The sequence below is a fragment of the Victivallis sp. Marseille-Q1083 genome, from assembly GCF_903645315.1.
Taxonomy (GTDB): domain Bacteria; phylum Verrucomicrobiota; class Lentisphaeria; order Victivallales; family Victivallaceae; genus UMGS1518.
The window spans coordinates 1,910,966-1,935,105 of sequence record NZ_CAHJXL010000001.1 but is presented as its reverse complement, the minus strand read 5'-3'; the positions used below and the strand labels follow the sequence as shown (position 1 = coordinate 1,935,105).

General features: G+C 59.0%; 23 protein-coding genes. 9 read left to right on the top strand and 14 right to left on the bottom strand.

The window, feature by feature from the left end; genetic code table 11:
- Positions 1–11 precede the first annotated feature (11 nt).
- The 7 genes from HWX74_RS07815 to aspS form a co-directional block, all read right to left on the bottom strand.
- Complete coding sequence (locus HWX74_RS07815) at positions 12–827, bottom strand: sugar phosphate isomerase/epimerase (RefSeq protein WP_176013011.1); 816 nt, start codon at positions 825–827, stop codon at positions 12–14.
- 25 nt (positions 828–852) lie between these two features.
- Positions 853–1,449 carry a chromate transporter gene (locus tag HWX74_RS07810; RefSeq protein ID WP_176013010.1) on the bottom strand — a complete coding sequence of 199 codons (597 nt, stop codon included), beginning with the start codon at positions 1,447–1,449 and terminating at the stop codon, positions 853–855.
- On the bottom strand, positions 1,446–2,090 hold the full coding sequence (locus HWX74_RS07805) for a chromate transporter (RefSeq protein ID WP_176013009.1): 645 nt from the start codon (positions 2,088–2,090) through the stop codon (positions 1,446–1,448). The genes HWX74_RS07810 and HWX74_RS07805 overlap by 4 nt, the downstream gene beginning before the upstream one ends.
- Before the next feature lie 75 nt (positions 2,091–2,165).
- Positions 2,166–2,873 carry a DUF3047 domain-containing protein gene (locus tag HWX74_RS07800; protein ID WP_176013008.1) on the bottom strand — a complete coding sequence of 236 codons (708 nt, stop codon included), beginning with the start codon at positions 2,871–2,873 and terminating at the stop codon, positions 2,166–2,168.
- 13 nt (positions 2,874–2,886) lie between these two features.
- On the bottom strand, positions 2,887–3,495 hold the full coding sequence (locus tag HWX74_RS07795; RefSeq protein WP_176013007.1) for a lytic transglycosylase domain-containing protein: 609 nt from the start codon (positions 3,493–3,495) through the stop codon (positions 2,887–2,889).
- Positions 3,496–3,520: 25 nt separating this feature from the next.
- Positions 3,521–4,657, bottom strand: coding sequence for a hypothetical protein (locus HWX74_RS07790; protein ID WP_176013006.1), 1,137 nt, complete (start codon positions 4,655–4,657; stop codon positions 3,521–3,523).
- A 125-nt stretch (positions 4,658–4,782) separates the two neighbouring features.
- Positions 4,783–6,585 carry an aspartate--tRNA ligase gene (aspS, locus tag HWX74_RS07785; RefSeq protein ID WP_176013005.1) on the bottom strand — a complete coding sequence of 601 codons (1,803 nt, stop codon included), beginning with the start codon at positions 6,583–6,585 and terminating at the stop codon, positions 4,783–4,785.
- Between the two features lie 254 nt (positions 6,586–6,839).
- On the opposite strand from aspS, the gene HWX74_RS07780 reads away from it, so the two are divergent.
- Genes HWX74_RS07780 through HWX74_RS07770 form a run of 3 tightly spaced genes read left to right on the top strand, consistent with a single transcriptional unit; the run spans position 6,840 to position 10,096 of the window.
- The gene (locus HWX74_RS07780) at positions 6,840–8,039 is read left to right on the top strand and encodes an ABC transporter substrate-binding protein (RefSeq protein ID WP_176013004.1); all 1,200 of its coding nucleotides are present in this window, start codon (positions 6,840–6,842) and stop codon (positions 8,037–8,039) included.
- A gap of 53 nt (positions 8,040–8,092) precedes the next feature.
- Positions 8,093–8,758 carry a carbohydrate-binding family 9-like protein gene (locus HWX74_RS07775; protein WP_176013003.1) on the top strand — a complete coding sequence of 222 codons (666 nt, stop codon included), beginning with the start codon at positions 8,093–8,095 and terminating at the stop codon, positions 8,756–8,758.
- Between the two features lie 51 nt (positions 8,759–8,809).
- A complete protein-coding gene (locus HWX74_RS07770) occupies positions 8,810–10,096 on the top strand; it encodes an acetylxylan esterase (RefSeq protein WP_176013002.1) in 1,287 nt (428 codons plus the stop codon).
- 134 nt (positions 10,097–10,230) lie between these two features.
- Here the strand turns inward: HWX74_RS07770 and HWX74_RS07765 are convergent, their stop codons facing one another.
- Together HWX74_RS07765 and mfd are read right to left on the bottom strand one after the other, a co-directional pair.
- Complete coding sequence (locus HWX74_RS07765; RefSeq protein WP_176013001.1) at positions 10,231–11,991, bottom strand: sugar phosphate isomerase; 1,761 nt, start codon at positions 11,989–11,991, stop codon at positions 10,231–10,233.
- 166 nt (positions 11,992–12,157) lie between these two features.
- On the bottom strand, positions 12,158–15,364 hold the full coding sequence (gene mfd, locus HWX74_RS07760; RefSeq protein WP_176013000.1) for a transcription-repair coupling factor: 3,207 nt from the start codon (positions 15,362–15,364) through the stop codon (positions 12,158–12,160).
- 234 nt (positions 15,365–15,598) lie between these two features.
- Here mfd and HWX74_RS07755 point away from each other — a divergent pair, with 234 nt between their 5' ends.
- Together HWX74_RS07755 and rpsU are read left to right on the top strand one after the other, a co-directional pair.
- Entirely contained in the window at positions 15,599–16,639 is a 1,041-nt protein-coding gene (locus HWX74_RS07755; RefSeq protein ID WP_217704888.1) for an RNA polymerase sigma factor RpoD/SigA, read from the top strand.
- 40 nt (positions 16,640–16,679) lie between these two features.
- Complete coding sequence (rpsU, locus tag HWX74_RS07750; RefSeq protein ID WP_176012999.1) at positions 16,680–16,844, top strand: 30S ribosomal protein S21; 165 nt, start codon at positions 16,680–16,682, stop codon at positions 16,842–16,844.
- Between the two features lie 89 nt (positions 16,845–16,933).
- Here rpsU and HWX74_RS07745 read toward each other — a convergent pair whose 3' ends face one another.
- The 5 genes from HWX74_RS07745 to HWX74_RS07725 all read right to left on the bottom strand — a co-directional run bounded on the left by HWX74_RS07745 (position 16,934) and on the right by HWX74_RS07725 (position 21,802).
- Positions 16,934–18,277, bottom strand: a complete 1,344-nt coding sequence (locus HWX74_RS07745; RefSeq protein WP_176012998.1) for a malic enzyme-like NAD(P)-binding protein — start codon at positions 18,275–18,277, stop codon at positions 16,934–16,936.
- Positions 18,278–18,297: 20 nt separating this feature from the next.
- Positions 18,298–20,289, bottom strand: coding sequence for a cation:proton antiporter (locus HWX74_RS07740; protein WP_176012997.1), 1,992 nt, complete (start codon positions 20,287–20,289; stop codon positions 18,298–18,300).
- 91 nt (positions 20,290–20,380) lie between these two features.
- The gene (locus tag HWX74_RS07735) at positions 20,381–20,707 is read right to left on the bottom strand and encodes a hypothetical protein (protein ID WP_176012996.1); all 327 of its coding nucleotides are present in this window, start codon (positions 20,705–20,707) and stop codon (positions 20,381–20,383) included.
- A 133-nt stretch (positions 20,708–20,840) separates the two neighbouring features.
- Complete coding sequence (gene frr, locus HWX74_RS07730) at positions 20,841–21,410, bottom strand: ribosome recycling factor (protein ID WP_176012995.1); 570 nt, start codon at positions 21,408–21,410, stop codon at positions 20,841–20,843.
- A 113-nt stretch (positions 21,411–21,523) separates the two neighbouring features.
- A complete protein-coding gene (locus HWX74_RS07725) occupies positions 21,524–21,802 on the bottom strand; it encodes a DUF4404 family protein (protein ID WP_176012994.1) in 279 nt (92 codons plus the stop codon).
- A 149-nt stretch (positions 21,803–21,951) separates the two neighbouring features.
- Here HWX74_RS07725 and HWX74_RS07720 point away from each other — a divergent pair, with 149 nt between their 5' ends.
- The 4 genes from HWX74_RS07720 to tadA are packed head-to-tail and all read left to right on the top strand — an operon-like array spanning position 21,952 to position 24,128.
- Entirely contained in the window at positions 21,952–22,707 is a 756-nt protein-coding gene (locus HWX74_RS07720; RefSeq protein WP_176012993.1) for a YebC/PmpR family DNA-binding transcriptional regulator, read from the top strand.
- Between the two features lie 9 nt (positions 22,708–22,716).
- Positions 22,717–23,226 (top strand): crossover junction endodeoxyribonuclease RuvC, encoded by a 510-nt coding sequence (ruvC, locus tag HWX74_RS07715; RefSeq protein WP_176012992.1) that lies wholly within the window; start codon positions 22,717–22,719, stop codon positions 23,224–23,226.
- A 21-nt stretch (positions 23,227–23,247) separates the two neighbouring features.
- On the top strand, positions 23,248–23,664 hold the full coding sequence (locus tag HWX74_RS07710) for a hypothetical protein (protein WP_176012991.1): 417 nt from the start codon (positions 23,248–23,250) through the stop codon (positions 23,662–23,664).
- Between the two features lie 2 nt (positions 23,665–23,666).
- A complete protein-coding gene (tadA, locus tag HWX74_RS07705; protein ID WP_303048093.1) occupies positions 23,667–24,128 on the top strand; it encodes a tRNA adenosine(34) deaminase TadA in 462 nt (153 codons plus the stop codon).
- The last annotated feature ends 12 nt before the right edge of the window (positions 24,129–24,140 follow it).

Genomic DNA, 24,140 nt, shown 5'->3' with positions numbered 1-24,140 from the left:
CTTCCTGTCACTCACTTCGATAATGTACTGAGCCAACGATAATTTTCGGTTAATTTTCCAATGCGGTCCCGTACCGTACCGCCTTTCGAGCGGGTTTCGTAAACAAACTGGCCGTCATAATCGATCTCCTTCAACGCCGCCATGATCGCCGGCCAGTCGTTGACGCCTTCCCCCGGCACCCAGTGCTTTTCATCGACGCCGTCGTAATCCGAAACGTGCAGCTCCAGCAGCCGGCCGCCCAACGCGCGAATGGCATCCGGCAGTTCCCGGTAACGATCCATGCAATGATTCAAATCCAAACAAACTCCATAGACCTCCGGGTCGAGCCGCTCGATGATATACTGCAGTTCCTCGACCGTGTTGCCGATGCAACTGCGCGGCAGCAGCTCCAAGGCACCCTTGACCCGGTTCGCCTTCAACACCGGCGCCAGCGCTTCGCAATTGGCGATCACATTGCCGATCTTCCGGGTTCGTTCGTAATTGAGAATCGGCTCCAAACTGGAATGAAATACCGCGATTCCGGCATTCAGCAGCCGGGCCAGCCCGAGCTGGCTGGCGAAGTTGAGCCGTTCCTGGTTCCAGTAATTCTCCGGCACCGTCGACAAATCATACCCGCAGCAGAACGGCATATGCCAACTGGTTCTGACGACCGATCCGGAAAAGACCAGTTGCCGGAACAACTCCAGCGTCTCCAGGATGTCGCCCTGTGCAAACATCCCGTGAAAGAATTCCAGCGCTTCCACCCGGTTTTCCCGCAAGATCGCCACCAGCTCTCCCGCCGGAATTTCGATGTAGTCATAGAGGGAAATCCCATACGTGATCTTCATAACTGCTTCCTTTGTTCCTGATCGCTCACCGGCAGATCAGCGCCCCCAGCACCGCGCCGCCGATGATAAAATACACCACATTGATTTTCGTTTTCAACAGACCGACCGCCGCGCCGACGCAGATCAGCAGCGCCGGGAAACGAACTTTCACGGCCGGAAAAGCGCGAATCGTGCCGGTGAAACAATCGCACACCCACGACCACGGCAGCCGGGCGCTGAACACCGACATTTCCGAAAAAATGACGATCGCCGCCACCAGCAGCCCCAGCGAGGCCGGCCGAATGCCGGTCAGCACTCCCTGCACCAGCGCATTGTGCTCCCAGCGGCGGATGTAATAGACCGCCGCGATCACCAGCAGCACTCCCGGCGTCAAAAGTCCGAAAGTTCCGATCACCGCGCCGGGAATACCGCCCTGCAGATAACCGACGTAAGTTGCGGTATTCACACCGATCGGGCCGGGCGTCATCTGGGCGATCGACACCAGGTTGCCGAATTGTTCGATGGTGAGCAAGCCGCGCTTGTTGACCATCTCCTCGATGAACAACGGCAGCATCGCATTGCCGCCGCCGACACACAGACAGCCCAGCTTGACAAAACAAAGATAAATCTCCAGATAGCTCATTCGCCGCCGTTCCCTGCCGCCCGCCGGCGGGCGGTCCAATACCAGCAGGCCGGATAATACGCCGCACCGACCAGCGCGGCGGCCACGATCACCAGCGCCGGATTCCACGAGAACATGACAATCCCGGCGGCCCCGCCCAATCCGAGCAGATAGGGTACGACTCCGTCCATGACCTTGCCCCACATCTTCCAGGCGGTCGCAAGCATCAGGCCGCAAATCGCCGCACGCACGCCGATGAAAGCCCCCTGCAGCCAGACGTTATCCATCGGGGTGCGCGAGAAAAACGCCGCAATCAAGGTGATGATCACCACCGAAGGCAGCGCAATACCGATGAGCGAACAGAGCGCGCCCCAGAAACCGGCCACCCGGTACCCGATGTAAATCGCCGTATTGCCGGCGATGATCCCCGGCACCGTCTGGACGATCGCCAGCATATCCAACAGCTCTTCATCCTTGATCCAGCCGCGCTTCTCGGCAAACTCCCGCTCGGCCACCGGCAGAATCGCATAGCCGCCGCCGATGACGAAGGTGGCGATCTTCGCAAAAACGAAAAACAGCGTCCACAGCTTGCCCAACCGGCTCAATTCCGCCGCCGGAGCCGCGCCGGACGCCGCCCCTTCCGTCATTTCACCGTCGTCCATGCCCTCAACTTCCTTCGGGAACGATTGTTGCGATACAAAAAACGGCCGATCGCCCGGCCGTGGAACAACGCCCCGTCATTTCTGGTCCGATTTCGCCACAAATTCGATATAATCAATCTCGGCTCTGGTATCCGTCTTCGTATACTGGCTGTTGCCGCAAACGCTGATCGCAAACTTCTTCGGCACCGACCCGTAAGCAGCCTTGAAATCCTCCGCCACGTTGCGCTCTTCAGTCACCCATTCCCCCGCCGGCGTCTCCTTATTTTCCACGACGAAATATTTGACCCGCATCAAACCGCCGGCATATTTGACTTCCCCGGCATAATCCTTCGGCGTATCGGTTTCCCAGCGGTAAGCGATGCTGCGTTTGCCGAGCAGGGCATTGGTTCCGATATAGATCGCCACCGCCTGGTCATCCTTGTCCTCGTCCCGGCCGTCCGCGCCGTCCGGCAGCGTCTTGACCCGCCAGCGCCAGCGCATGATCGGCGTCTTCTGCAAATCGACCTTGTCGGACAAATCATACAAAATGCAGCCGGTCGCCTTTTCACTGTCGATGACCAGAACCTGCTTGTCCTCGGCGCTCTCCTCCGGCTCGACGTAAAATTTGGTCTTCGGCACGCCGAACTTCGTCGCATCCAGTTTCCAGCCTACCGCTTCGAGCCGGCCGTCTTTTTTCTCGGTATCGGCAAAATTCTCCCGCCAGGCGGCGCTTTCCGCCGCCAGAACACCGGTAAACGCCAACGCCGCCGTCAGCAGCCCCGGCCAAATCTTTCCGCCTTTCATCGCCATCTACTCCTCATTGCTCGGCTTCTTCACAATAATCCCGATAACGCGCCATGATGTTTTCCACATATCGCCGCGTACTTTTAAAATCAATCCGGTCCAACACCTCGCCATCCGGCGTCGGCGGCTTCCAGTTCTCGGCCCGCGAGCCGCCGGCATTGTACTGACAAAGCGCCAGTTCGGTGCCGTGTTCATACTGCTGCCAGCGCCGCAACGCTTTTCCCAAATACCAACTGCCGATCTCGATATTCAACTCCGGCGAAAACAGCATCACCGTCGAAGGCGGCGCCTGGCGCTGCTCCTCCGCCCAGTCCGCCACGGCGCCGGACGGCAACACCTGCATCAAACCGATTTCCCCAGAACTGCCGACCGCCGCCGGATCGAAACGGCTCTCTTCGAAGATCACCGCTTTGATCAACCGGCTGTCCACCGCGTATTTGGCGGCGGCGGCCTGAATATAAGAATCGAAACGGTCGTCATCCACCCAATAATCCAGCAGATCACGAGCGACCAGCCAGCCGGCCACGCCCATTCCGCCCAGCAACGTCAGCATAAGCAGATAAAAAAGGCAGCCGAACCGCCGTTTGCCGGACCGGCGGCGCTGACGGACGCCGATCCTCATCTTCTACCGGCAGGATTCGATAAACTCATTGCGCATCCTGAACCGGAATTTCATTCAGCAAATCTTCCAGCTTCATCTCGCCCGTGCCGTCGCCTTCGACTGTAACCGTCGCCTCTCCGGCATTTTCCGCCGGCGCCAACCCGGGCAGTGGCATCATCTGGAGCGGATTTTCCCCATTTTTCTGCATCTGGGTGCCCTTGTAGGCGATATAATCCGCCACTTCGCTGCCCAGCGCCTCCGGCACTTTGACTTTTACCGTGACATCCTCCCGGTCGCGGGAGATCTTGATGCACTCCAACAACTGCCTGCCCAAGTCCGGCTCATCGCTGAAAACCATCGTCGTAATCATCGCCGCCGACGCCTGCAACTGGGTGGCGAGCGTCGAGGAACCGCGCAAATCACGGCAATAAATGGTGGAATCCAACTCGACATCCCGGCCGTTGTCACCGGTCAGTTTGCCGTACAGCTGCAACAAATCGACCATGTTGAACAGCGGATTCGGCGGCATCGCTTCCCGCTGGGCGCCGCTCGGGGTTTTCAGGACGAAAAAGAACAACGCCTCCTGCGGCATATCCTCCGCCACTTCCAGCACCTCGCGGTCGCGCGGCAGAACCTTGCCAAGCCCGGAAAGCACGGCGCCAACCTGGCTGTACTGCGTCGCCAGAACGATATTCGGCGTGACGTAAGTCAAAGCCGGGGCATTCGCCAGCTCGGCCGGATCGTTGGGATTGACGGTCGAAACAAAAACTTTGCGGCCATTGGTCTCCATCTCCGACACCGTCCGTCCGGACTCGTCGGCCTGCATGGCGTTGAGCACATCCTTGCACTTGTCCTCCGGCAAATCGGTCAGGAACAGTGCGGCAACGTTCATGTTCGCCACATTGGCGCCGATCAGCACCTGCCGGCAGAGCTGATCCGGCGTCACCTGGAAGGGTGCCAGTTTTTTCTCGAGGTCCTGCATCGCCGCCTCCACCTCGATATTTTCATCGCGCACGCCCTGAACCGCCTGGGACTGAAAGAAATCTTCCAGATTGATAAAAAACAACACCGACGAATTACGAGGCACGAAATCAAGCAATTCGGAATTGCTGCCACGTCCTTCGAACGCACCGATCACCACCAGAGCGACAACCATGGCACCCAGCAAAACTTTCTTCATCATCTATCTCCTAATAAATTTATCAGGGGTAAAACAGCTAACTTGGAAATAGACAACTCAAAACAATAAGTTGTTCCTTCCAATCAACCGCTTCACCCCTCTCATTTAAACGACTGGAAACAATACGGTCATTCGCCGCCTTTTTCCAGCTTTTCTTTCTCTTTTTTCGGCAATACCACCTGCAGATGCAGTTCCCGCAACTGCTTGACCGTCACTTCCGCCGGCGCGTTCATCATCAAATCCTGCGCCTGCTGGTTGAACGGGAAGGCGATCACTTCCCGGATATTCGGCTCATCCGCCAGCAGCATCACCATGCGATCCACCCCCGGCGCGATGCCACCATGCGGCGGCGCTCCCAGTTTGAAGGCGTTGATCATGCCGCCGAACTTCTCGTCGACCACCGAACGGTCGTAACCGGCGATTTCAAACGCCCGGTACATGATCTCCGGCCGATGGTTCCGGATCGCGCCGGAAGAGAGTTCGATGCCGTTGCAGACGATGTCATATTGATAAGCGAGCACTTCCAGCGGGTCCTGCTTTTCCAACGCCGCCATGCCGCCCTGCGGCATCGAAAAGGGATTGTGGCTGAAACAGATTTCGCCGGTTTCCTCGTCGGTCTCGAACATCGGGAAATCGACGATCCAGCAGAATTTGAACACCTCCGGATCGATCAATCCCAACTGGCGACCCAATTCCGGAATCACCGCGCCGCCGAGTTTCTGAACCACCTTTTCCTGATCGGCCAGGAAAAACAGCGCATCGCCGTCGGCGATTCCGCCGGCCGCCTTCAAACCGTCGAGCACTTCACGGCTCAGGAATTTGACGATCGGGCTCTTCTCTTCACTGCCGGTCCAGATGATGTAAGCCATGCCCCGGGCGCCATTTTCCTGGGCAAATTTGATCATGTCGTCGAAAAATTTGCGCGGCTTGCCGGCCACCTGCGGCGCTTTGATCGCCCGCACTACGCCGCCGGCCGCCACCGTCGAAGCGAAAGCCTTGAAGTCGCAATGGCGGAAAAGTTCGGTGACGTCGATCATCTCCAGCGGGTTGCGCAAATCCGGCTTGTCCGAGCCGAAACGGCGCATCGCCTCGCGGTACGGAATCCGGACGAACGGCGCGCCGTCGAATTTCTTCGAGGAAAACTTGCTGAAAACATCGACGAACAATCCTTCGACCACCGCAAAGATCTCATCCTGCGTCGCGAAACTCATCTCCATGTCCAACTGGTAGAATTCGCCGGGCGAGCGGTCGGCACGGGCGTCCTCGTCCCGGAAACAGGGGGCGATCTGGAAATAACGGTCGAAACCGGCCACCATCAGCAACTGCTTGAACTGCTGCGGCGCCTGCGGCAGGGCATAGAACTTGCCCGGATGCAGGCGGCTCGGCACCAGGTAGTCCCGCGCCCCTTCCGGCGAACTGGCGGTCAGAATCGGCGTTTGAAACTCATTGAAGCCGATGCCGGTCATATAGCGGCGCATCTCGGCAATCACCCGGGAACGCAGCAGAATATTCTGGTGCAGACGCTCCCGCCGCAGGTCGAGGAAACGGTATTTCAGCCGCAGCGCCTCCGGCGCATGGTCGTCCTTGGCGATCAGGAACGGCAGCACCTCCGCCTCGCCGAGCACTTCCATCGCCTCGGCCACCACTTCAATTTCACCGGTAACCAGCTTCGGATTGACCGTTCCTTCGGCGCGGGCGACCACCTTGCCGGTAAAGGAGACGACCGTCTCCACCCGCCAGCGCTCCAGCTCCTGATAAAACTCCCGCTCCGGATCGATCACCACCTGGGTCAGGCCGTAATGGTCGCGCAGGTCGATAAAAATAACGCCGCCGTGGTCACGCACGCTGTGAATCCAGCCGGCCAGTTTTACGGTCTTGCCGACATCGGCTTTCCGCAGTTCAGCACATGTGTTGCTTCGATATTCAGCCATTTTTTTCTCAACTGTTCCAGATTTTCTGCACCGTCCGCCGGGCAGTTACAAAACGAAAGCCCCGCCCGATTTCTACGGAAACTGCAAAATTTCAGTAATTTAGCACCCCAGTCGGCGCTTTGCAATCGGCCGGGGACGCATATTAACGTCTTCCGCCGTTTTTTTTAATATAAAAGCGTTGGCAGTCTGGCATTGTCCCGTTTCCGGCATTATTTTATCGAAACCGGAACTGAAAACAGGGGGATTACCGAAATATGAAACGATTGCATTCTTTCCGCCGGCGCTGCCGCCACTGGGCCGCTGCGCTCGGAATTTGTTGCGCCGCCGGGCTTGGCGGCTGTCTGAGCTCCGAACCGCAGGACGAGCAAACCGATGTTTACAAAATCGGCGTACTGCTGCCGTTGTCCGGGGAAAATGCCGCCTACGGGCAGCGGATCCTGCAGGGAATCGAACTGGCCAAAGACCAGCTCAACGGCCAGGAGCCGTTTCTGGCCAAGCCGATCCGGCTGTTCGTCGAGGACGACGGCAGCCGGTCCGTCCAGGCGATCAGCGGAATGCAGGCTCTGGACCGGGAAGGCGTCCTGCTGGTCATCGGCGGTTACACGACCGATACGGCATTGAGCATGAGAAGCCAGGCCAACGCGCTGAAACTGCCGGTGGTGACGCCGAGCGCTTCCGGCGAGGATTTGACCGAGCGGAGCCGCTACATGATGCGCAGTTGCTTCTCCGACCGCGACCAGGCGGAAGCGCTGGCCGACTATACGCTGCACAAACGCAACATCCGGACCGTCGCCGTCTTGCTCGATCTGGACGACGACGGCACTTACAGCCGGATGCTCGCCCGGCTGTTCAGTCGTTTCTTCACCCTCAAGGGCGGCACCGTGGTCAAAACGGTCGGTTTTCGCGACGGCGAAGGCTACAGCAACGTCATGCGGGAAGCGATCGCCGCCAAGCCGGAAGCCATTTTCGCCCCGGTTTATCCGGAGGATGCGGCGCAAATCGTCAACCAGGCCCGTGAACAGGGCTTTACCGGCACCATCTTCGGCGCCGACGGCTGGGATGAGCCGGAATTTCTGAACAATCTGACCCATGCGGCCGACGGCCCGCTCTACCATGCCGCCATGTTCAGTTCCCAGCTCAAATTCAGTCCGCAGCTGAACTTTTTCAATGCCGCCATGTTCGACCGGACCGGGCGGGTCCCGAGCAACTGCGAGGCGCTGGGATTCGACGTGATGAGTCTGGTCGGCAGTGTGCTGGACGGCAAGGCCGACCGGGAAAGCCTGCTGGAAGCGTTTCTGGGCATCCGCAACTTCGACGCGTTGACCGGCCGGATTTCGATGCTGCCGGACGGCAACGCCGCCGCCGGCGTCATCATCAAAAAAATCGTCGACGCCGACGGCAAACCGGAAGCAGTTCTGGATGAGCTGGTCACCGTCCCGCACCTCAATGAATAACCGCTGAAGCAACGTGTCTTTCAGCGCCAAAGATAAAGGAGTCTTGTACCGCCATGAGCTACCACATTCGCAACGCCCGCAACATCGTTGAACTCTCCGCCGGCTGGGACAGTCCGTGCTGGGCCGATGTCGAACCGATTAAAATCGAATATTTCCGTCCCGAAAGCAGCGATCACCGGCCGGTCGTCCGCTGCAAGCTGCAGCACGACGATTTCGGCCTCTACGGCTTGTTTCAGGTGCAGGACCGTTTTGTCCGCTGTGTGGCCGACCATTTCCAGGACAGCGTCTGCCAGGACAGTTGCGTCGAACTTTTCATCGAACCGCCCGGCAGCCAGGGATATTTCAACTTTGAATTCAGCGGCAACGGCCAATACCTGATCTACCACGTCCGCGATGCCAGACGCACCAGTTCCGGCTTTGCCGACTATTCCGCTCTGACCGCCGAAGAGGGAGCGAAAGTCAAGGTATTCCATACCCTGCCCGACCGCGTCGAGCCGGAACTCGCCGAACCGGTTACCTGGCGTCTCGGCTTCTTCATTCCCTTCTCGCTGATTGCCGGCCGGGTCGGCATCACCCGGCCGGTCCACAACCAGACCTGGCGGGCCAACCTCTTCAAATGCGGCGACCAGACCAGCCATCCGCACTGGGCGAGTTGGCAATTGGTCGAAGAGCTCAACTTTCACGCGCCGGAGTCATTCGCGCCGGTGGTGTTCGATTGACCCGAAGGATTATCCGATCGTTTTTCCCAACAAGCAATTGAGGATGAAAAAATGTTGCGTAGTTTTCTGATTGTTTTCCTTCTTTGTTGCGGCATCGTGCTGACGGCCGATGTCCAATACCAATTGACGGTCGAACCGGACCAGCCCAGATTGCGCTGCGGCCAACTGACCACCTTCCAGGCGCAAGCCACCGCGGACGGCGCGCCGCTGCGCGCCGGCAGCATTGCCCTGACCGTCACCAACGACGATCTGGACCGGCTGGAAACCGGCAACTACGAGCTGGCAGTCGAACCGGCAACCCTCAGCGCCAGGTTGACCCAGCCGGGTTTTCTGCGCTGCGATGCGGTTTTGACCGTGGACGGCAAGGAAGTCGCCCGGGCGGCAGCCGCAGCCGCCGTCGAACCGGAAAAAATCAAGCAGGGTTATCCGATGCCGCCCGATTTCAATCAGTTCTGGCAGGAGAGCCTGGCCGAACTGCAGCAAATACCGGTCGATGCCCGGATTGAACCGCTGCCGGAATTCTCCGACGGGGAATTCAACGCCTATCAAGTCAGCTTTGCCAATGTCGGCGGCAAGCGCATCTATGGGTTCCTGAACATCCCCAAAGCGGAAGGCACCTTCCCGGCGGTGGTGTCCGTGCCGGGGGCCGGCCCGGCCAATTTCAGCCCGACGTTCCGTTATCCCGGCATCATCACCCTGTTCATGAACGTCCACGAATACGAGGCATTGCCGGACCGCGACGCCAACCAGCAGCGCCATGACGCGACTTATGAGCACCGGAATTATCCGGCGATCGGCCAAACCGACCGGAAAAAATTCTTTTTCCGCGACGCTTATCTCGGCATCAACCGGGCGATCGATTATGTCCGCCACCTGCCGCAATATGACGGTGAAAACCTCGGGATCTTCGGCAGCAGCCAGGGCGGCGCTTCGGCGTTGATCTTAAGCGGCATGAATCCGGACACCAAGTACACGGTCGCCAACGTCCCCGCCCTCTGCGACCACGGCGGCTATCTGGCCGGACGTGCCTCCGGCTGGCCGCGGGTGGCGCAGGGCGCGCCGGAAGAGGAGAAACAGGCGGTGCTGCAGGCCGTCAGTTACGTCGATGCGGCCAATTTCGCCAGACGGATTCAAAATCCGGTGGTCGTACTGGTCGGCTGGATCGATCCGGTCTGCCCGCCGAGTTCGGTTTACGCCGCCTATAACAACATTCCGTCCCGGCACAAACAGATGATCGACGTGCCGGACATGGCGCACGAATGGCGGGCGGCCGCCGATGAGGCAATCCGGGAAATGCTCGATTTCCTGCGCGACAACCACCAGAAAATGACGGAATAAAAAAACTTTCACCGACAGAACCGGTTTAAGCGAAGCCGACGGAAAATCGAACGATTTTCCGGCCGCCGAACCGGAGCAACCGTCGCCCCGCGGCCTGTCCGCCGCGGGGCGAATACTTTTCAGGGGATTTATGCTCAGCTCCGGCGGCCCAACTTCTCAATGGTGTACTGGACCGGCGACGGCATTTCCCGGTTGCTGAAATCGGTCCGGCCGAATTCCTCGATCGTCTCGTGCAGTGCATAACAGGCAGTCGGATAATCGACGCCGCAGAGTTCCGCCACCAGCCGGATGCCGCGGTCGCGCAGTTTCTTGTTCGAAACCTGAACATAGCTCATCCAGTTGCCGCTGACCCGGCCGAGCATGACCATCGTGCCGGTCGACATCGTGTTCAACACCAGTTTTACCGCCAGCCGCTCAATCAAATGAAGCGGAGAACGCGGAGAACGGCAGGCGATTCGAAAGTCGGCGCCGGCGGCATCGGGCGGTTCCCCGACCCAGAGCGCCTTCGTCTGCTGATAATGCGCCGCTTCCCGCTCGAAAGCGGTCAAGAACTCCTGCAATTGCCCGCATTCACTGCCGGCATTGAAGCGGACCGCGACATTCGGCGTCCGTTCGTAACGGCAGTCATCCGGTTCATTGCCGATCAGAAATTTGTACAATTCCGCCCGGCCGATCGCCGGCGGGTTGGCCGCCAGAGCTTCGGGCGCCTGCATCGCCCGGTAATCGTCGGCGCGCCACTCCAGGCAGCGCGGCGGACGGCCCAATACCCGCAACCAGGCTTCCCGGGTCGAAAAGCGCGGGTCCTTGACGAACGCCCAGGAGGGAACCTGCCGCGTTTCATCGTATTTCCGGAACGGCGGCAGCATGAAGGTCGGCGAGCGTTCCGTCGTATCGGTGAAGATGTCCAGCAGATGGCCGGCGGCATAATAAGTGACCAGACCGTGTTTCGCATAAATATCCGCTTCGAATTTCAGATATCCGGCCAGCTCGGCAGCATTGCCGTCGCCGGAAATCTGCCGCACCATCGCTTCGAAGGCTGCCGCCGGCTCATAGGCGTCGAAACCGAGCGCGGCCAATTCCGCGGCGGACAATTTTTCCCCCAGCAGCGCCAGGATGATCTCCTCCAGCGCAAAGCCGGCAATCAGCTGCTCGGACGTGGTCGCCTGCATCCGGGTCGAACCGGCAATGCCCATCGGACCGCAGAACAAATCCAGCACGGTGATCCGCTCGTCCTCGATCGCCTGCCGGGAGCGTTCGATATAACGGCACAATACCTCGGCCGGGTTGTTGAACAGCAGATAGACTTTGGCTCCCCGGTCGGCGGCTTCCGCCGCAGTGCCGAGCACCGAACTGGTTTCGCCGCCCTCGGTGATGGCGACCAGCATATCCCGGCCGGAAATCGCCAGGTCAGCCGCCTGCCGGCGGCCGAATATGCTGTAATCCTCGAAACTTTCAACCGATTTGACCAACGCGAAATCGCCGCCGGTCATGATGCTGAATACCTGATCCTCCCAGGCGCCGCACTTCGCGGCCAATTCCGGATGCTCCCGGCGCAGGCCGATGAAGAATTGCCGCCACATCGATTCCAGCAGGATGCTGAGCCGGCCGGTGGCGCCGCAGCCGGAAAATCCCAGCCGGCCGCCATTCCGCAACGTCCGCAAACCATCATCGACCAACTGCCGGTATTCCCGGCTCCGGAACACGCGTTTCGCCATCGGCACGATATCGAAATCGACAGCGAGCAAGGTTTGAATTCCCCGGGCCGGATCGGCAGCGAAAATGCGGTCCAGATTACGGGTTTTCGGATTGGATTGCTCCGTCGGCAGCATACCGAGATGGAACTGTTTCTCCCCGTTCAGGAACTGTTCGGCCATCTCGCGGGCGGTTTGACTCATGATAGAAAATCCTTATTTGTCTTCTTCCGGTATCGACTTTCCTGCCGGAATTTTCCGGCAGTTACAAACTATACCAGAATGCGCCGCCACTTTCAATCCGCCGCGGCCGGAAATTTTTTTGAAAAAAAATCCCGCTCATCATCGGCCGCCACCCGTCCCCGGCTTTTCAGCCGTGCCAGACAATCCGCTGCAGAATATCCAGCAATTTGAGCAGTTGGGCCGCCGGCGGCAGCGCCGGATTGATCACCGGCAGCAAATTGTTATGGCGGTAAACACTGCCCTGGGCGTTCTGCAAAGTCACTTTGCCATCCACGACATTGACCAATACGAACCCGGCCCGCGCCGCCAGAATCCGGATTCTGGTCACCGTCAGCAAATCCTTCACTTCGCGCGGCAGCCGGCCGAACCGGTCGGACAGCTCTTCGCTGAACGCCTCCAATTGTTCCTCGCCGGACAGTACGCTCAACTTGCGGTAAACGTCGACCCGCAGCCGCTCGCTCGGGATAAACTCCGGCGAGATGCCGACCGCCAGATAACGTTCCGGCGCCCGGTGGGCAAAGCGGATGAAATCGATCGCCAGCTCGACATCCGGCAGGAATTCCACCTTCTCCCCTTTCAGCGCCGCCACTTCGTTGCGCAGCAACTGACAGTACAACTCGAAGCCGACCGCGTTGATATGGCCGCTCTGCTCCGCGCCCAGGATATTGCCGGCTCCGCGGATCTCCAGATCCCGCAACGCCAGTTGGAACCCGGCGCCCAGATGCGTGTAACGCCGGATGGCGGCAATCCGTTTCCGGCCGTCGGAGGTAATCGCCTCCTGCGGCGGCAACAGCAGATAGGCATACGCCTGGTTGCTCCAGCGCCCCACCCGGCCGCGCAGTTGATAAAGCTCCGCCAGGCCGAAACGGTCAGCCCGTTCGATGATGATCGTATTGGCATTGGGCACATCCAAGCCGGACTCGATGATCGTCGTCGAAATCAGCACATCGATGACGCCGGCCAGGAAATCGGCCATGATCAGTTCCAGTTCCCCTTCCTCCATCTGGCCGTGCGCCACCGCAAACCGCACCTCCGGCATCAGCCGGCGCAGCTTTTCGGCTACATTGCTGATCGAATAGACCCGGTTGTGCAGATAATACACCTGTCCCTTGCGGGCCAGTTCATTGCGGATGGCCTCGACGATCACCGCTTCGTCATGCTGGCTGATGATCGTCTTGATCGGCAGCCGGGCCACCGGCGCGGTCATGATCGTGCTCAAATCGCGGGCTCCGGCCATCGCCAGGTACAGCGTCCGCGGAATCGGCGTCGCCGACATCGTCAATACGTGCAGCGCCGCCCGCTGCTGCCGGATGTGTTCCTTGTGCGCCACACCGAAGCGCTGCTCTTCATCGACGATGATCAAGCCGAGATTTTTGAATTTGACGTCGTTCTGGCAAAGCCGGTGGGTGCCGATGACGATATCGATCCGGCCGTCGGCCAGCTTCCGGACGATTTCGAGCTGTTCCCGGCTGGAGCGGAAACGCGACAGCATGTCGATGTTGAACGGATATTCGGCAAATCGCGCCGTGAAACTGTAATAATGCTGCTGGGCCAGCACCGTCGTCGGCGCCAGGATCGCCACCTGATAGCCGGCCTGCACCATCCGGAACGCCGCCCGCATCGCCACTTCCGTCTTGCCGTAGCCGACATCGCCGCACAGCAGCCGGTCCATCGGGTGATCACCGGCCAGGTCGTGCTTGATTTCACTGATCGCCCGCAACTGGTCCGGCGTCTCCTGAAACGAGAAACTGTTTTCAAAAATCTGCTGTTCCAGCCCTTCCGGCGGCAGCGGCAGGCCTTCCGAGGCGCTGCGCACCGCCTGCAGCCGCAACAGATCCGCGGCGTAATCCCGCACCGCCCGCAGCGTCCCCTGCTTATCCTGCGTCCATTTCCGGCCGCCCAGCCGGTGCAGCGCCACTTTGCCGGCCGCGCCGACGTAACGGCTCACCTGGCCGGCCTGATACAACGGCACATAGAGAATCGCGTTGTCGGCATATTCCAGCACCATCACTTCCCGGACCACCCCGCGGGTATCGATTTCCCGGATGCCGCGAAAGATGCCGATGCCATGCGAAAGATGCACGGCGTAATCCCCCTCGTCCAGCTCGGCGATCACCGCATCTTCAGCATCGTTATTCTGCAGCGGCCGCAACGGGACGGGAACGCCGCCCTTGTGATTGAGAAAATTGCTGGCGAACAGTTCCCGTTCGGTCAGCAGCACCAGCTCGTCCGCCGGCAACAGCCAGCCGCCCGGCAGGCGGCCGACGGCGATTTCAACCGCCGCAACCGGAATTCCGTAGACTTCGCACCAGTTCCGGATATGCTGCAGGCCGCTGTCGTCCGGCGCCAGCAGCGCCACCTGGTAATTGCAGTCGAGATATTGCCTGATCTGACCGGCAATCTGCTGCCGGAGCAGTTCCATGCCGCCCGGCAGCGTCTCCTCCGGCAAAAGTTTGGTCAGGTGGGCGACCGCCGGATAACATTCGGCGGAAACAGTCGGCAATTCCGCGCTCTCCGCCGCATCCGACAGCAGAAATTTTTTCTCCGCCGGCAGTCCGGCAAGTTCCCGTTCCAGCAATTCGGCGGCGTCCGCACTGCCGAACTGCGCCAGGTGACGGCGGCACTCCTCCGGGAAGGCAAGCAGCAAATCCGCTTCGGCGCAGCGCAGGTAATCGAAAAAAGTTCCCGGCTCGCCGAAACGGTTGTCCATTTGGCCGCGGCCGATGATCTGATACTCCGACACCAGCCCGGTCGTCCGCTGGGTCTTCGGCGAAAACTGCCGGATCGACTCCAGTTGATCGCCCCAGAATTCCAGCCGCACCGGGAATTCGTGCGCCGGCGAATAGACGTCGATGATGCCGCCGCGCCGGGCGAATTCGGCGGTGGTGTTCACTTCGTATTCGTCGTCATAGTCCAGTTTGAGCAATCGCTCCAGCAGATCGTTGAACTTGATGTACATCCCCGGATGCAGCACGAATTCACTCTCCTGCAGCACCGCCGGCTTGACCACCGGCGCCAGCACCGCCTGGACCGAAGCAACCAGCAGCCGGAAGTCGCCGTGCAAAACCTGATGCAGGATGGCGGAACGTTCCAGATCCACCGCCGGCGAATAGAGCCGGCCGGCCAGCTGCTCCGGCAGCAGGCCGGCCTGAAAGGGCAATTTCAACTGCTCGACCAACAGCGCCAACTCGCCGCTCAGGCGGCCGGCCAGTTCGGCATCCGGCGTGACCACCAGCGCCCGCGGCCCGGCGTTCAAAACAGTCCGCAAGACGATCAGCGATAAGGTATTGGGATCAACTCCGCCCGGAATCCCATCATAAGGACCACGATTCAAAAAAAATTGAACTTTTTCCTGCCAATTCATGTCTTCGGACTTGACTTTTTTTCAATCATGAACTATCTTTATATTTTGACAAATCAATATGGGTATCTTATTGTCTCAAAACCTGGGTTAATATAGGAGCCCGTGGCGGTTTTAACAGTCCGGTTTGGGAAAAAATGTGTTTTTTATCCGCGAAAAGCCTGGCAAGGCGGTCGCGATTTATTTTTTAATGGTCCGGGAGACGTTATGACTGAAGAAGAATTTGTATCTGAATCAGAAGAAATGAGCTTATCGATGACTCCTTCCGGGATACTGATCAGCTCGACCAAGAAGGAACGTACGCTGAAAATCCGCCGGAAAGACGCGGCTGCGGCGCAGGCCAAACCCAAAACCAAACAGGAAAAAGAAACTGCCCGCAAAAACGCGCTGGAATCCAAAGTCGGCGCCGGCTCCAAAAACGATACGATGAAAGTCTACATGGGCGAAATCGGTCAGATTTCCCTGGTAAGCAAAAAAGAAGAGGCCGAACTGGCCGAAGCCATTCACGGCGTGGACGATTACGCGCATGACGAAGCGCGGGCCACGTTGATCAAGGCGAACCTGCGGCTGGTGGTCAAAATTGCCCACGATTTCAAAGGCCTCGGCTTGCCGCTGCTCGATTTGATTTCCGAAGGAAACATCGGCCTGATGCGGGCCGTCGAAAAATTCGATCCGGCCAAAGGAGCCAAATTCAGTTCCTATGCCGCCTGGTGGATCAAACAGTCGATGCGCCGGGCACTGGCCAACCAGAGCCGGACGATCCGGATCCCGGTGCAATCCGCCGGCAAGATCAACAAAATCAAATCCGTCCGGATGAAACTGGCCGAAGAACTCGGCCGGGAGCCGACCGATGCCGAAATTGCCGAACGGCTGGATTTCAGCGAACGGACGGTAGCCGGCCTACGGCTGGCGGATTTGCGGACGTTTTCGCTGCAGGACCCGATCCAGCAGGGCGAGGAAGGCGAATTCCAGGACATCATTCCGGACCGCCGGACGATGACGCCGGACCAGGTGCTCGGCGATGTCGAATCGGTCGACCGGCTGGTCGACTTGCTGGAGGACCTCGAAGACCGCGAAAAACTGATCCTGAAAATGCGTTTCGGCCTGGACGGCTACCGGGCCAGAACGCTTGAGGAGGTCAGTCAGGCGATCGGCCGCACCCGTGAACGGGTCCGGCAGATCCAGAATCAGGCATTGAGCAAATTGAAGACATTGCTGGCCGATGAAGCCGGCTTTGCCAGTGAATAAACCGTCAATCCATAACTGCAAGCAAAGGGGGTGAATACACATGCAAACGGAAGTTCGCGTCAAAAAAGGTGAAGCGATCGACCGCGCACTGCGGCGGCTGAAAAAGAAGCTTGACAAAGAAGGCACGCTCAAAGAACTGCGCAATCGTCGTCATTATGAGAAGCCCAGCGAAATCAAGCGCAAAGAAAAACAGCGTCGTCACTGAGTGTCACCCTGTCTTCTCGATAAAAAAAGCGGAACCGGTCAAAGTTCCGCTTTTTTTTTATGCCGGTTCCGCCGGCAGCCTTCCGTTGCTCAACGGTTGGCGCGTCTGACCCGTTCGGCGACCGCCTGCTCATATGCGTCGAGGTCCGGAATGGCAATCCGGGCGACGCCTTCGACCATGGCCGCTTCGGCGACCATGCGGGCCACCCGCGGCACCACCCGGGAATCGAACGGCTTCGGAATGACATAGCTCCGCTTCAACGGCATCTCGCCGTCGAACACGCCGTTGGCGGCATCCTCTTCATAAGCGATCCGCAGTTCGGCGAAAACATCCGCCGGCACCGGTTCGCAGGCCAGCGCCGCCAGCGCCCGCGAAGCGGCCAGCTTCATGCCCTCGGTAATGTCGGTCGAGCGCACATCGAGCGCGCCACGGAAAATACCCGGAAAACCGAGGACATTGTTGATCTGGTTCGGAAAATCGGTCCGCCCGGTGCCGACAACGGCGGCGCCGGCCTCCAGCGCATCGGCCGGGAAAATTTCCGGCACCGGATTGGCCATCGCGAAGATGATCGGCCCCCTGGCCATCGTGCCGACCATCGCTTTGGTCACGCAGTTGCCGACCGAGAAACCGAGAAAAATATCGGCGCCGACCAACGCATCGGCCAAAGTGCGCGCCGCCGTATGAACCGCGAATTTGCGTTTCTCCGGCGTCAGGTCAGTCCGTTCGTCGTGAATGACCCCTTTCGAATCGCACATCAGGAAATTTTCCCGCCGGGCACCGGCGGTAATGTAGAATTCGCTGCAACTGATGCCGGCGGCACCGGCGCCGTTGATGACGAAACGGCACTCCTCCAGCCGCTTGCCGGTCAATTCCAGCGCATTCAGGATCGCCGCCAGCGAAATGATCGCCGTGCCGTGCTGGTCGTCATGGAACACCGGGATATTCATCCGCCACTTCAGGACGGTTTCCACTTCGAAACAGGCCGGCGCACCGATATCCTCGAGGTTGATGCCGCCGAATGTCGGCTCCAAACGTTCGACCGTTTCGATCACTTTCTGCGCATCGGTGCGATTGCGGTCGTTGAACACCTTGCCGAGACACAACGGCACCGCGTCGATGTCGGCAAACCGCTTGAACAATACCGCTTTGCCTTCCATCACCGGCAAACCGGCCTCCGGGCCGATGTTGCCGAGGCCCAATACCGCGGTGCCGTCGCTGACCACCGCGACCAGGTTGCCGCGGCTGGTGTAATTCCAGACCGCTTCCGGTTGTTCCCTGATCGCCAGGCAGGGCTTGGCGACGCCGGGCGTGTAGGCCATCGCCAGTTCCTGCTGGGTTCGGCAGGGTTTGGTCGGCACCACGGCAATTTTGCCCGGCACGGGTTTCTCATGATAGTCGAGCGGCGCTTGGTCACTCCTGGTGTGGTCGGTCATCCTCAAATCCTTTCAATGGTTCATGCGGGCAGAGCGTCCGCCGGGTTCAATGGTTCGCCGGAATTGGCGGTAATGAATGCTTCACAATCCTTCAATCTGCCCATGACGACGATCTTGTCGCCGGGCTCAAAAACATAGTCGGCAGAGACCGCGGAATCGAGTTCGCCGCCGCGCACCACGCCGATAACTGAAACGGAATAATTCTCGCGAATCCGGGAGTTGCGCAGGGAACAGCCGTTCAATTCACTGTCCGGAGCCACCGGCAGAAAGGCGGTATTGAACAAACCGGCCAGTTCGGAATAGGGAATGCCGTCGCCGCGCTGCGTGCCGCCGCTTTGAAACGTATGGCGCAGCAAATCCAGATAATGCTGGATTTCCAAGGCATCGATATTCAAATGCAGCAGAATCTGGCGGAGCATTTCGACCATCGCCTCCCGGTGGGGCTGCACGACCTCCTTGACCGGCAACCGGCTGATTTTAACCTCCATCTCGGTCTCATTGGCCTGGGCGACGATCGGCAGCGCGATATTCTGTTCCCGGCCGATTTCTATGATCCGCCGCACTTCCGGAAAACTGGTGTTGGTCACCAGCATCAGCCGGGCATAGGAAACCCGGGCCGCCCGCTGCACCGATTCCAGCAGCGGATCGCCGAAAATCACCGCCGCGCCGAGACTTTTCAATTGACAGAACAGTGCATATTCCGGCACGATGAAGACGTGCTTCAGCTTGATGACGCACAGCGCTTCGGCCAGCAGTGGAATATAATCGTTCGTCCCGGTAACCACCACATGGCCGGTCAATTCGCCCTCTTCCTGATTGACGACGGCGGGCGGCGGCTCTTTGCCATGCTTCTGAAACCGCCGGTAAACCGGCGCGGTCAGATTGGCCAGCAGCGGACCGATCAGCATCGAGGTGACGACGGCGCAGAGGATCAGGGAATAGAGTTCCTTGTCGAATGCGCCGATCGAAGCGCCGGTCTGGATCAGCACGAACGCGATCTCCGAAATCGGCAGCATGCCGAAAAAGAGCGCCAGCGGCACCACCCGACGATAGCCCAGCACGTAACTGATGGCCGCCAGGATGAGTCCGCGGCCGAAAACCGCCAGCAGCATGATGCCGATGACCAGCCGGAAATGGCCGAACAGGTAAAACGGATCGAACAGCATGCCGACCGAAACGAAAAACAGCAAGGCGAACAAATCGCGGACCGGCACCAGCTCACTCAACGCCCGCTGGCTGTAATCCGACTCGCTGAGTACCATGCCGCTGATGAACGCGCCGAAGGCGAACGACAACCCGAACAGTTGGGTGAGATAGCCGACCCCCAGTCCGAGCACGGTAATCGTCAGCAGAAACAGCTCCCGGGAGTTCAGCCGGGCGACCCAGCCGAGCAGATAGGTGGTCAGCCGCGAACCGACGATCGCCATCGTCAGCACGAAGATCACCGAATACCAGACCGGCCGGCCGACCGCCAGCAGCAGGTTGGCGCTGAATTCATGCACCTGGCTGATGTTGCTCAGAAGAATCATCACCGGAATGACCGACAAATCCTGAACGATGGACATGCCGAGCATGATCCGGCCGGACAGCGATTCGGCGTGCCCCTGGTTGTTCAGGGTTTTCAGAATGACCGCCGTACTGCTGGAGATGATGGCGGTCGCAAACCAGAAAGCCGGCATCCAGGCAAATCCGAACAATCTGGCGAGGACGGCGCCGTACAGGAAGGTCAATCCAACCTGAATCAACGTCCCGGTAAAAGCGATGTTTCTGATCGGCTTCAAACTGCGCAGCGGAAACTCCAGCCCAAGCGAAAACAACAGCAGCGCCGCCCCGATATCGGCCAATTTTTCAATGTTGGCGACATCGACGTTGAAGCCGGTGGTGTACGGTCCGACCAGCACGCCGGCCAGGATATAGCCGAGAATCAGCGGCTGCCGGAAAACGCGGGCGAGCAGTCCGCCAGCCAGGCCGGCCAGAACCACCATCAGAATATCGTTGGCAATCGATGACATTTTTCTCCGGAGCTATCAGTTCGTGTCCAATCCATAACAATACCGCAGCCGGGAAATAAAAGCAACCTTTCCAACGGTGAATCGCCGCATTTTATCGCGCCGCCGCCGGCTCCGGCCCGGCGGTTTTCAATTCCTCTTCGACCGCTTCGGCAATTGCCGTCACCGCAGCGGCGGACGGATATTCGCGACGTTGAAAAATTTGCGCCAGCGCCCCGGAGTCCTTCAGGAACCAGTGATGTCCGTCGGCCTGCCCCGTCGGCGGACAGGGACGCAGATCGCAGATTTGCCGGTAATAGATATCGGCGGCCTCCGGATCGATCAATTTCAACAGATTGCCGGCGGCGTACAGCGCGACAAACCGGAAATTCACCTCACCGGACAACAGAGCCGCCCGATAGTACAGTTCGCCCCGAGCCATACCGGAGACGATCCGGCGGGGCGGAACGACATCGTTTTCAGTTTCGAAAAAGCAAAGCCCCGGCCGTCGGAGTCCGGAGCTTGATTTTCTTCATGATTTTTACCGCTCAAGGAACGAATGAATTTCCGGGCAATCAAATGCTCATCAATTCCTTTTCCTTCGAAGCGACCGACTTGTCGATATCTTCAATGCTGCGGTCGGTCAGCTTCTGGATGTCGTCGAGTAGTTTTTTGAGTTCATCTTCGGTCAATTCACCGCCCTTCTGGGCTTTCTTGGCGCTGTCGTTGGCGTCGCGGCGCAGATTGCGGATCGCCACTTTGCCCTCTTCGGCCCGCTGTTTGACCTGTTTGACCAGAGCGATGCGGCGCTCTTCGCTCAATTCCGGAATCGGCAGCCGCAGAATTTTGCCGTCACTGTTCGGCATGATGCCCAGGTTGGAGGCGATGATGGCTTTTTCAATGGCATGCACCGCCGAAATATCGTACGGCTGGATTGTCAGCAGCCGCGCTTCCGGTGCGCTGATATTGGCCAGATCGCGCAGCCGGGTCGGCGCGCCGTAATAATCGACCAGAATGCCTTCGACCAGCGCCGGAGAGGCCTTGCCGGTCCGGACTGCGGCAAAATCGTGCCGCATCGCCTCTTCGGCTTTGGCCATATGTGCTTTCAACTGGGGGAGCAATTCCGAAATGTTGCTTTCGCTCATGATGTTTTCCTCCGGGGTTTTAAACCGTTGTTTCCTGATGTTTCCTTTGACATTTTGTTTTCCACGGAAAATGTAGAACCGAATACGTCAAATTTCAAGCAGGTTTGCCCGTTTCAAATGCCGATATTGGCCAGCATCATGCACACCCGGTTGGTCAACGCCACCAGTTCCGGATGGGTCACCTCGAATTCCCGGACCGTCGAACGCAATTCATCCGAGGTCTCCGGCATCCGTCCGTCCTGTTCGACCGCCTCCCGGCGCAATTCGGCCAGCAGCGTCAACAACTGCGCCTTTTTTTCGCCCGGCACATCGGCCAGGGCGGTCACCGATTCTTCCAGTTTTTTCAAAGTATCCAGCGGCATATTTTCACCTCCTGTCTGATTACTGCTCATTCCAAGCTCTCGTATCAGAAAAATAGACGCATCGCCCGGAAGTTGCAAGAGCGGAAACAAAAATTATTGTTCCATACTTGCAGAAAACGGCATGTGGCTGTAATTTAATGGAATATACGTAAAAAAAATAAACAAAAAAGAGGTTTGTCATGTCCGGACACAGTAAATGGGCGAACATTAAACATAAGAAAGACGCCACCGACAAGAAACGGGGTAAAATCTTTTCCCGCCTCGCCAAGGAAATTATGGTCGCGGCCAAAATGGGCGGCGGCGATGCCAACGCCAACCCCCGGCTGCGCTCGGCCCTGACGGCGGCCCGTGCCGCCAACATGCCGAATACCAACATCGACCGCGCGATCAAAAAAGGACTCGGCGAACTCGGCGACGTCACTTTCGAAGAAATTCTCTATGAAGGCTATGCGCCCGGCGGCGTGGCGCTGCTGATCGAATGCCTGACCGACAACCGCAACCGTTCGATCAGCGAAGTGCGCACAACGCTGGATCGCAGCAACGGCAATCTGGCGGCGGCCGGCGCCGTCGGCTGGATGTTCAAGCGGCTGAGCCATTTCGTCATTTCCGGCGACAACGCCGACGAGGATAAATTGATGGATATCGTGCTGGACGCCGGTGCCGACGATATCGACGTCGAAGACGGCGTGGCGGAAATCTGGGCGGCCCCCGAGGCCTTCGAAGCGATCGCTCAGGCGCTCGCCGACGCCAAGGTCGCCACCGATGAAGCGGAAATCACCCGCAAAGCCGACACCACCGTCGAAATCAAAGATATTCACACCGCCCAGCAGATCCTGAAGCTGGTCGACCGGCTCGAAGAGCTCGACGACGTCCAGATGGTAACCGCCAACTTCGAGATTGCCGACGAAATCGCCGACCAGCTCGAAGAAGAGTAAGCCGGCGCCGTGATCATTCTCGGCATAGACCCGGCCATCCGGACCACCGGTTACGGCGTCGTCGAATTCGGCGACAGCAGCCGTTTCCGCGTCATCGACTGCGGAGTGATCGCCAACCGGCCCGGCCTGCCGCATACGGAATGCCTCCGGCGGCTGGCCGGCGGCATCCGTGAACTGACGGCGGCCTTTCAGCCGGACGCCGCTTCGATCGAAGAGCCGTTCGTCGGCCGCAATGCCGGGACGGCAATCATCCTCGGCATGGCCCGCGGTGCGATTCTGGCAGTCCTGGCGGAACGGGAAATCCCGGTTTACGCCTATTCGCCGCGGCGGGCCAAAAAAGCGGCGGTCGGCAGCGGCAGCGCCAGCAAAGAGCAGGTGGCACTGATGATGGCGGCGGAATTGCAGATCGAACCGGAGCAGATTCCACTGGACTCCACCGATGCGCTGGCGCTGGCGCTCTGCCACGGGCAACTGGCGATCAATCCGGCGCTGGCCGAACTTTTGACCAAACCATTGTAGCAATATAGGAGTGGACCGCAAATGATGAAAACGACAGGAAACTTCTTCCGGATGGCATTTGCCATGACGATGCTGGCGATATTCGCCGCCGGGTGTCCGTCGGTAATTGCGCCGCAAAAGATTCCGGTGGAGGACATCGATGTTCTGACGAAGTTCGCCGCGGAAATCGCCGTGCTGCAGGATCGTTCGCTGCCCCGCAACTCCAAGGAGAAATATGAAGCGGCCAAAGCCCTGGCCGACGGAGTCGATTTCAGCTATATCCGCAACGTTTCGACGCTGGAAAAGATTTTCGATCCCCGCGATGTCATCCGCAGCGAAGTTTCGCTGAATGACACCCAGGATTATATCTTCTACTATCAGTACGGCAACCATTCGGTTCGTTTTGTCTTCACCCGAAGCCATACGTACATCATGAAATACGATTTGAAACTCCAGTAACCGTGCTGCTTTTCGACGACGAATATTTCATGCGCAAAGCGCTGCAGCAGGCGGAACTCGCCGCCGAAAACGGCGAAGTGCCAATCGGCGCGGTGGCGGTCTGCGACAATATGATCATCGCCCGCGCCGCCAATCAGGTGGAAATGCTCAAGGACGCCACCGCCCATGCCGAAATGCTGGCGCTCTCCCAGGCGATGGCCGCCCGCGGCGACTGGCGGCTGGAGGATGTCGACCTTTATGTCACCAAGGAGCCCTGCGCGATGTGCGCCGGCGCTCTGGTCAACGCCCGGCTGCGCCGGGTCATCTACGGCGTCGCCGATCCCCGCTCCGGCGCCTGCGGTTCGGCATTGAACGTCACCGGTTTTGCCGGCATGCTCTGGAAAGTCCAGGTGACGCCGGAGGTGCTCGCCGGAGACGCCCGGCTGCTGCTGCAGAATTTTTTCCGCCGGGTCCGGCGGAAATAGCTGCCCCCCCCG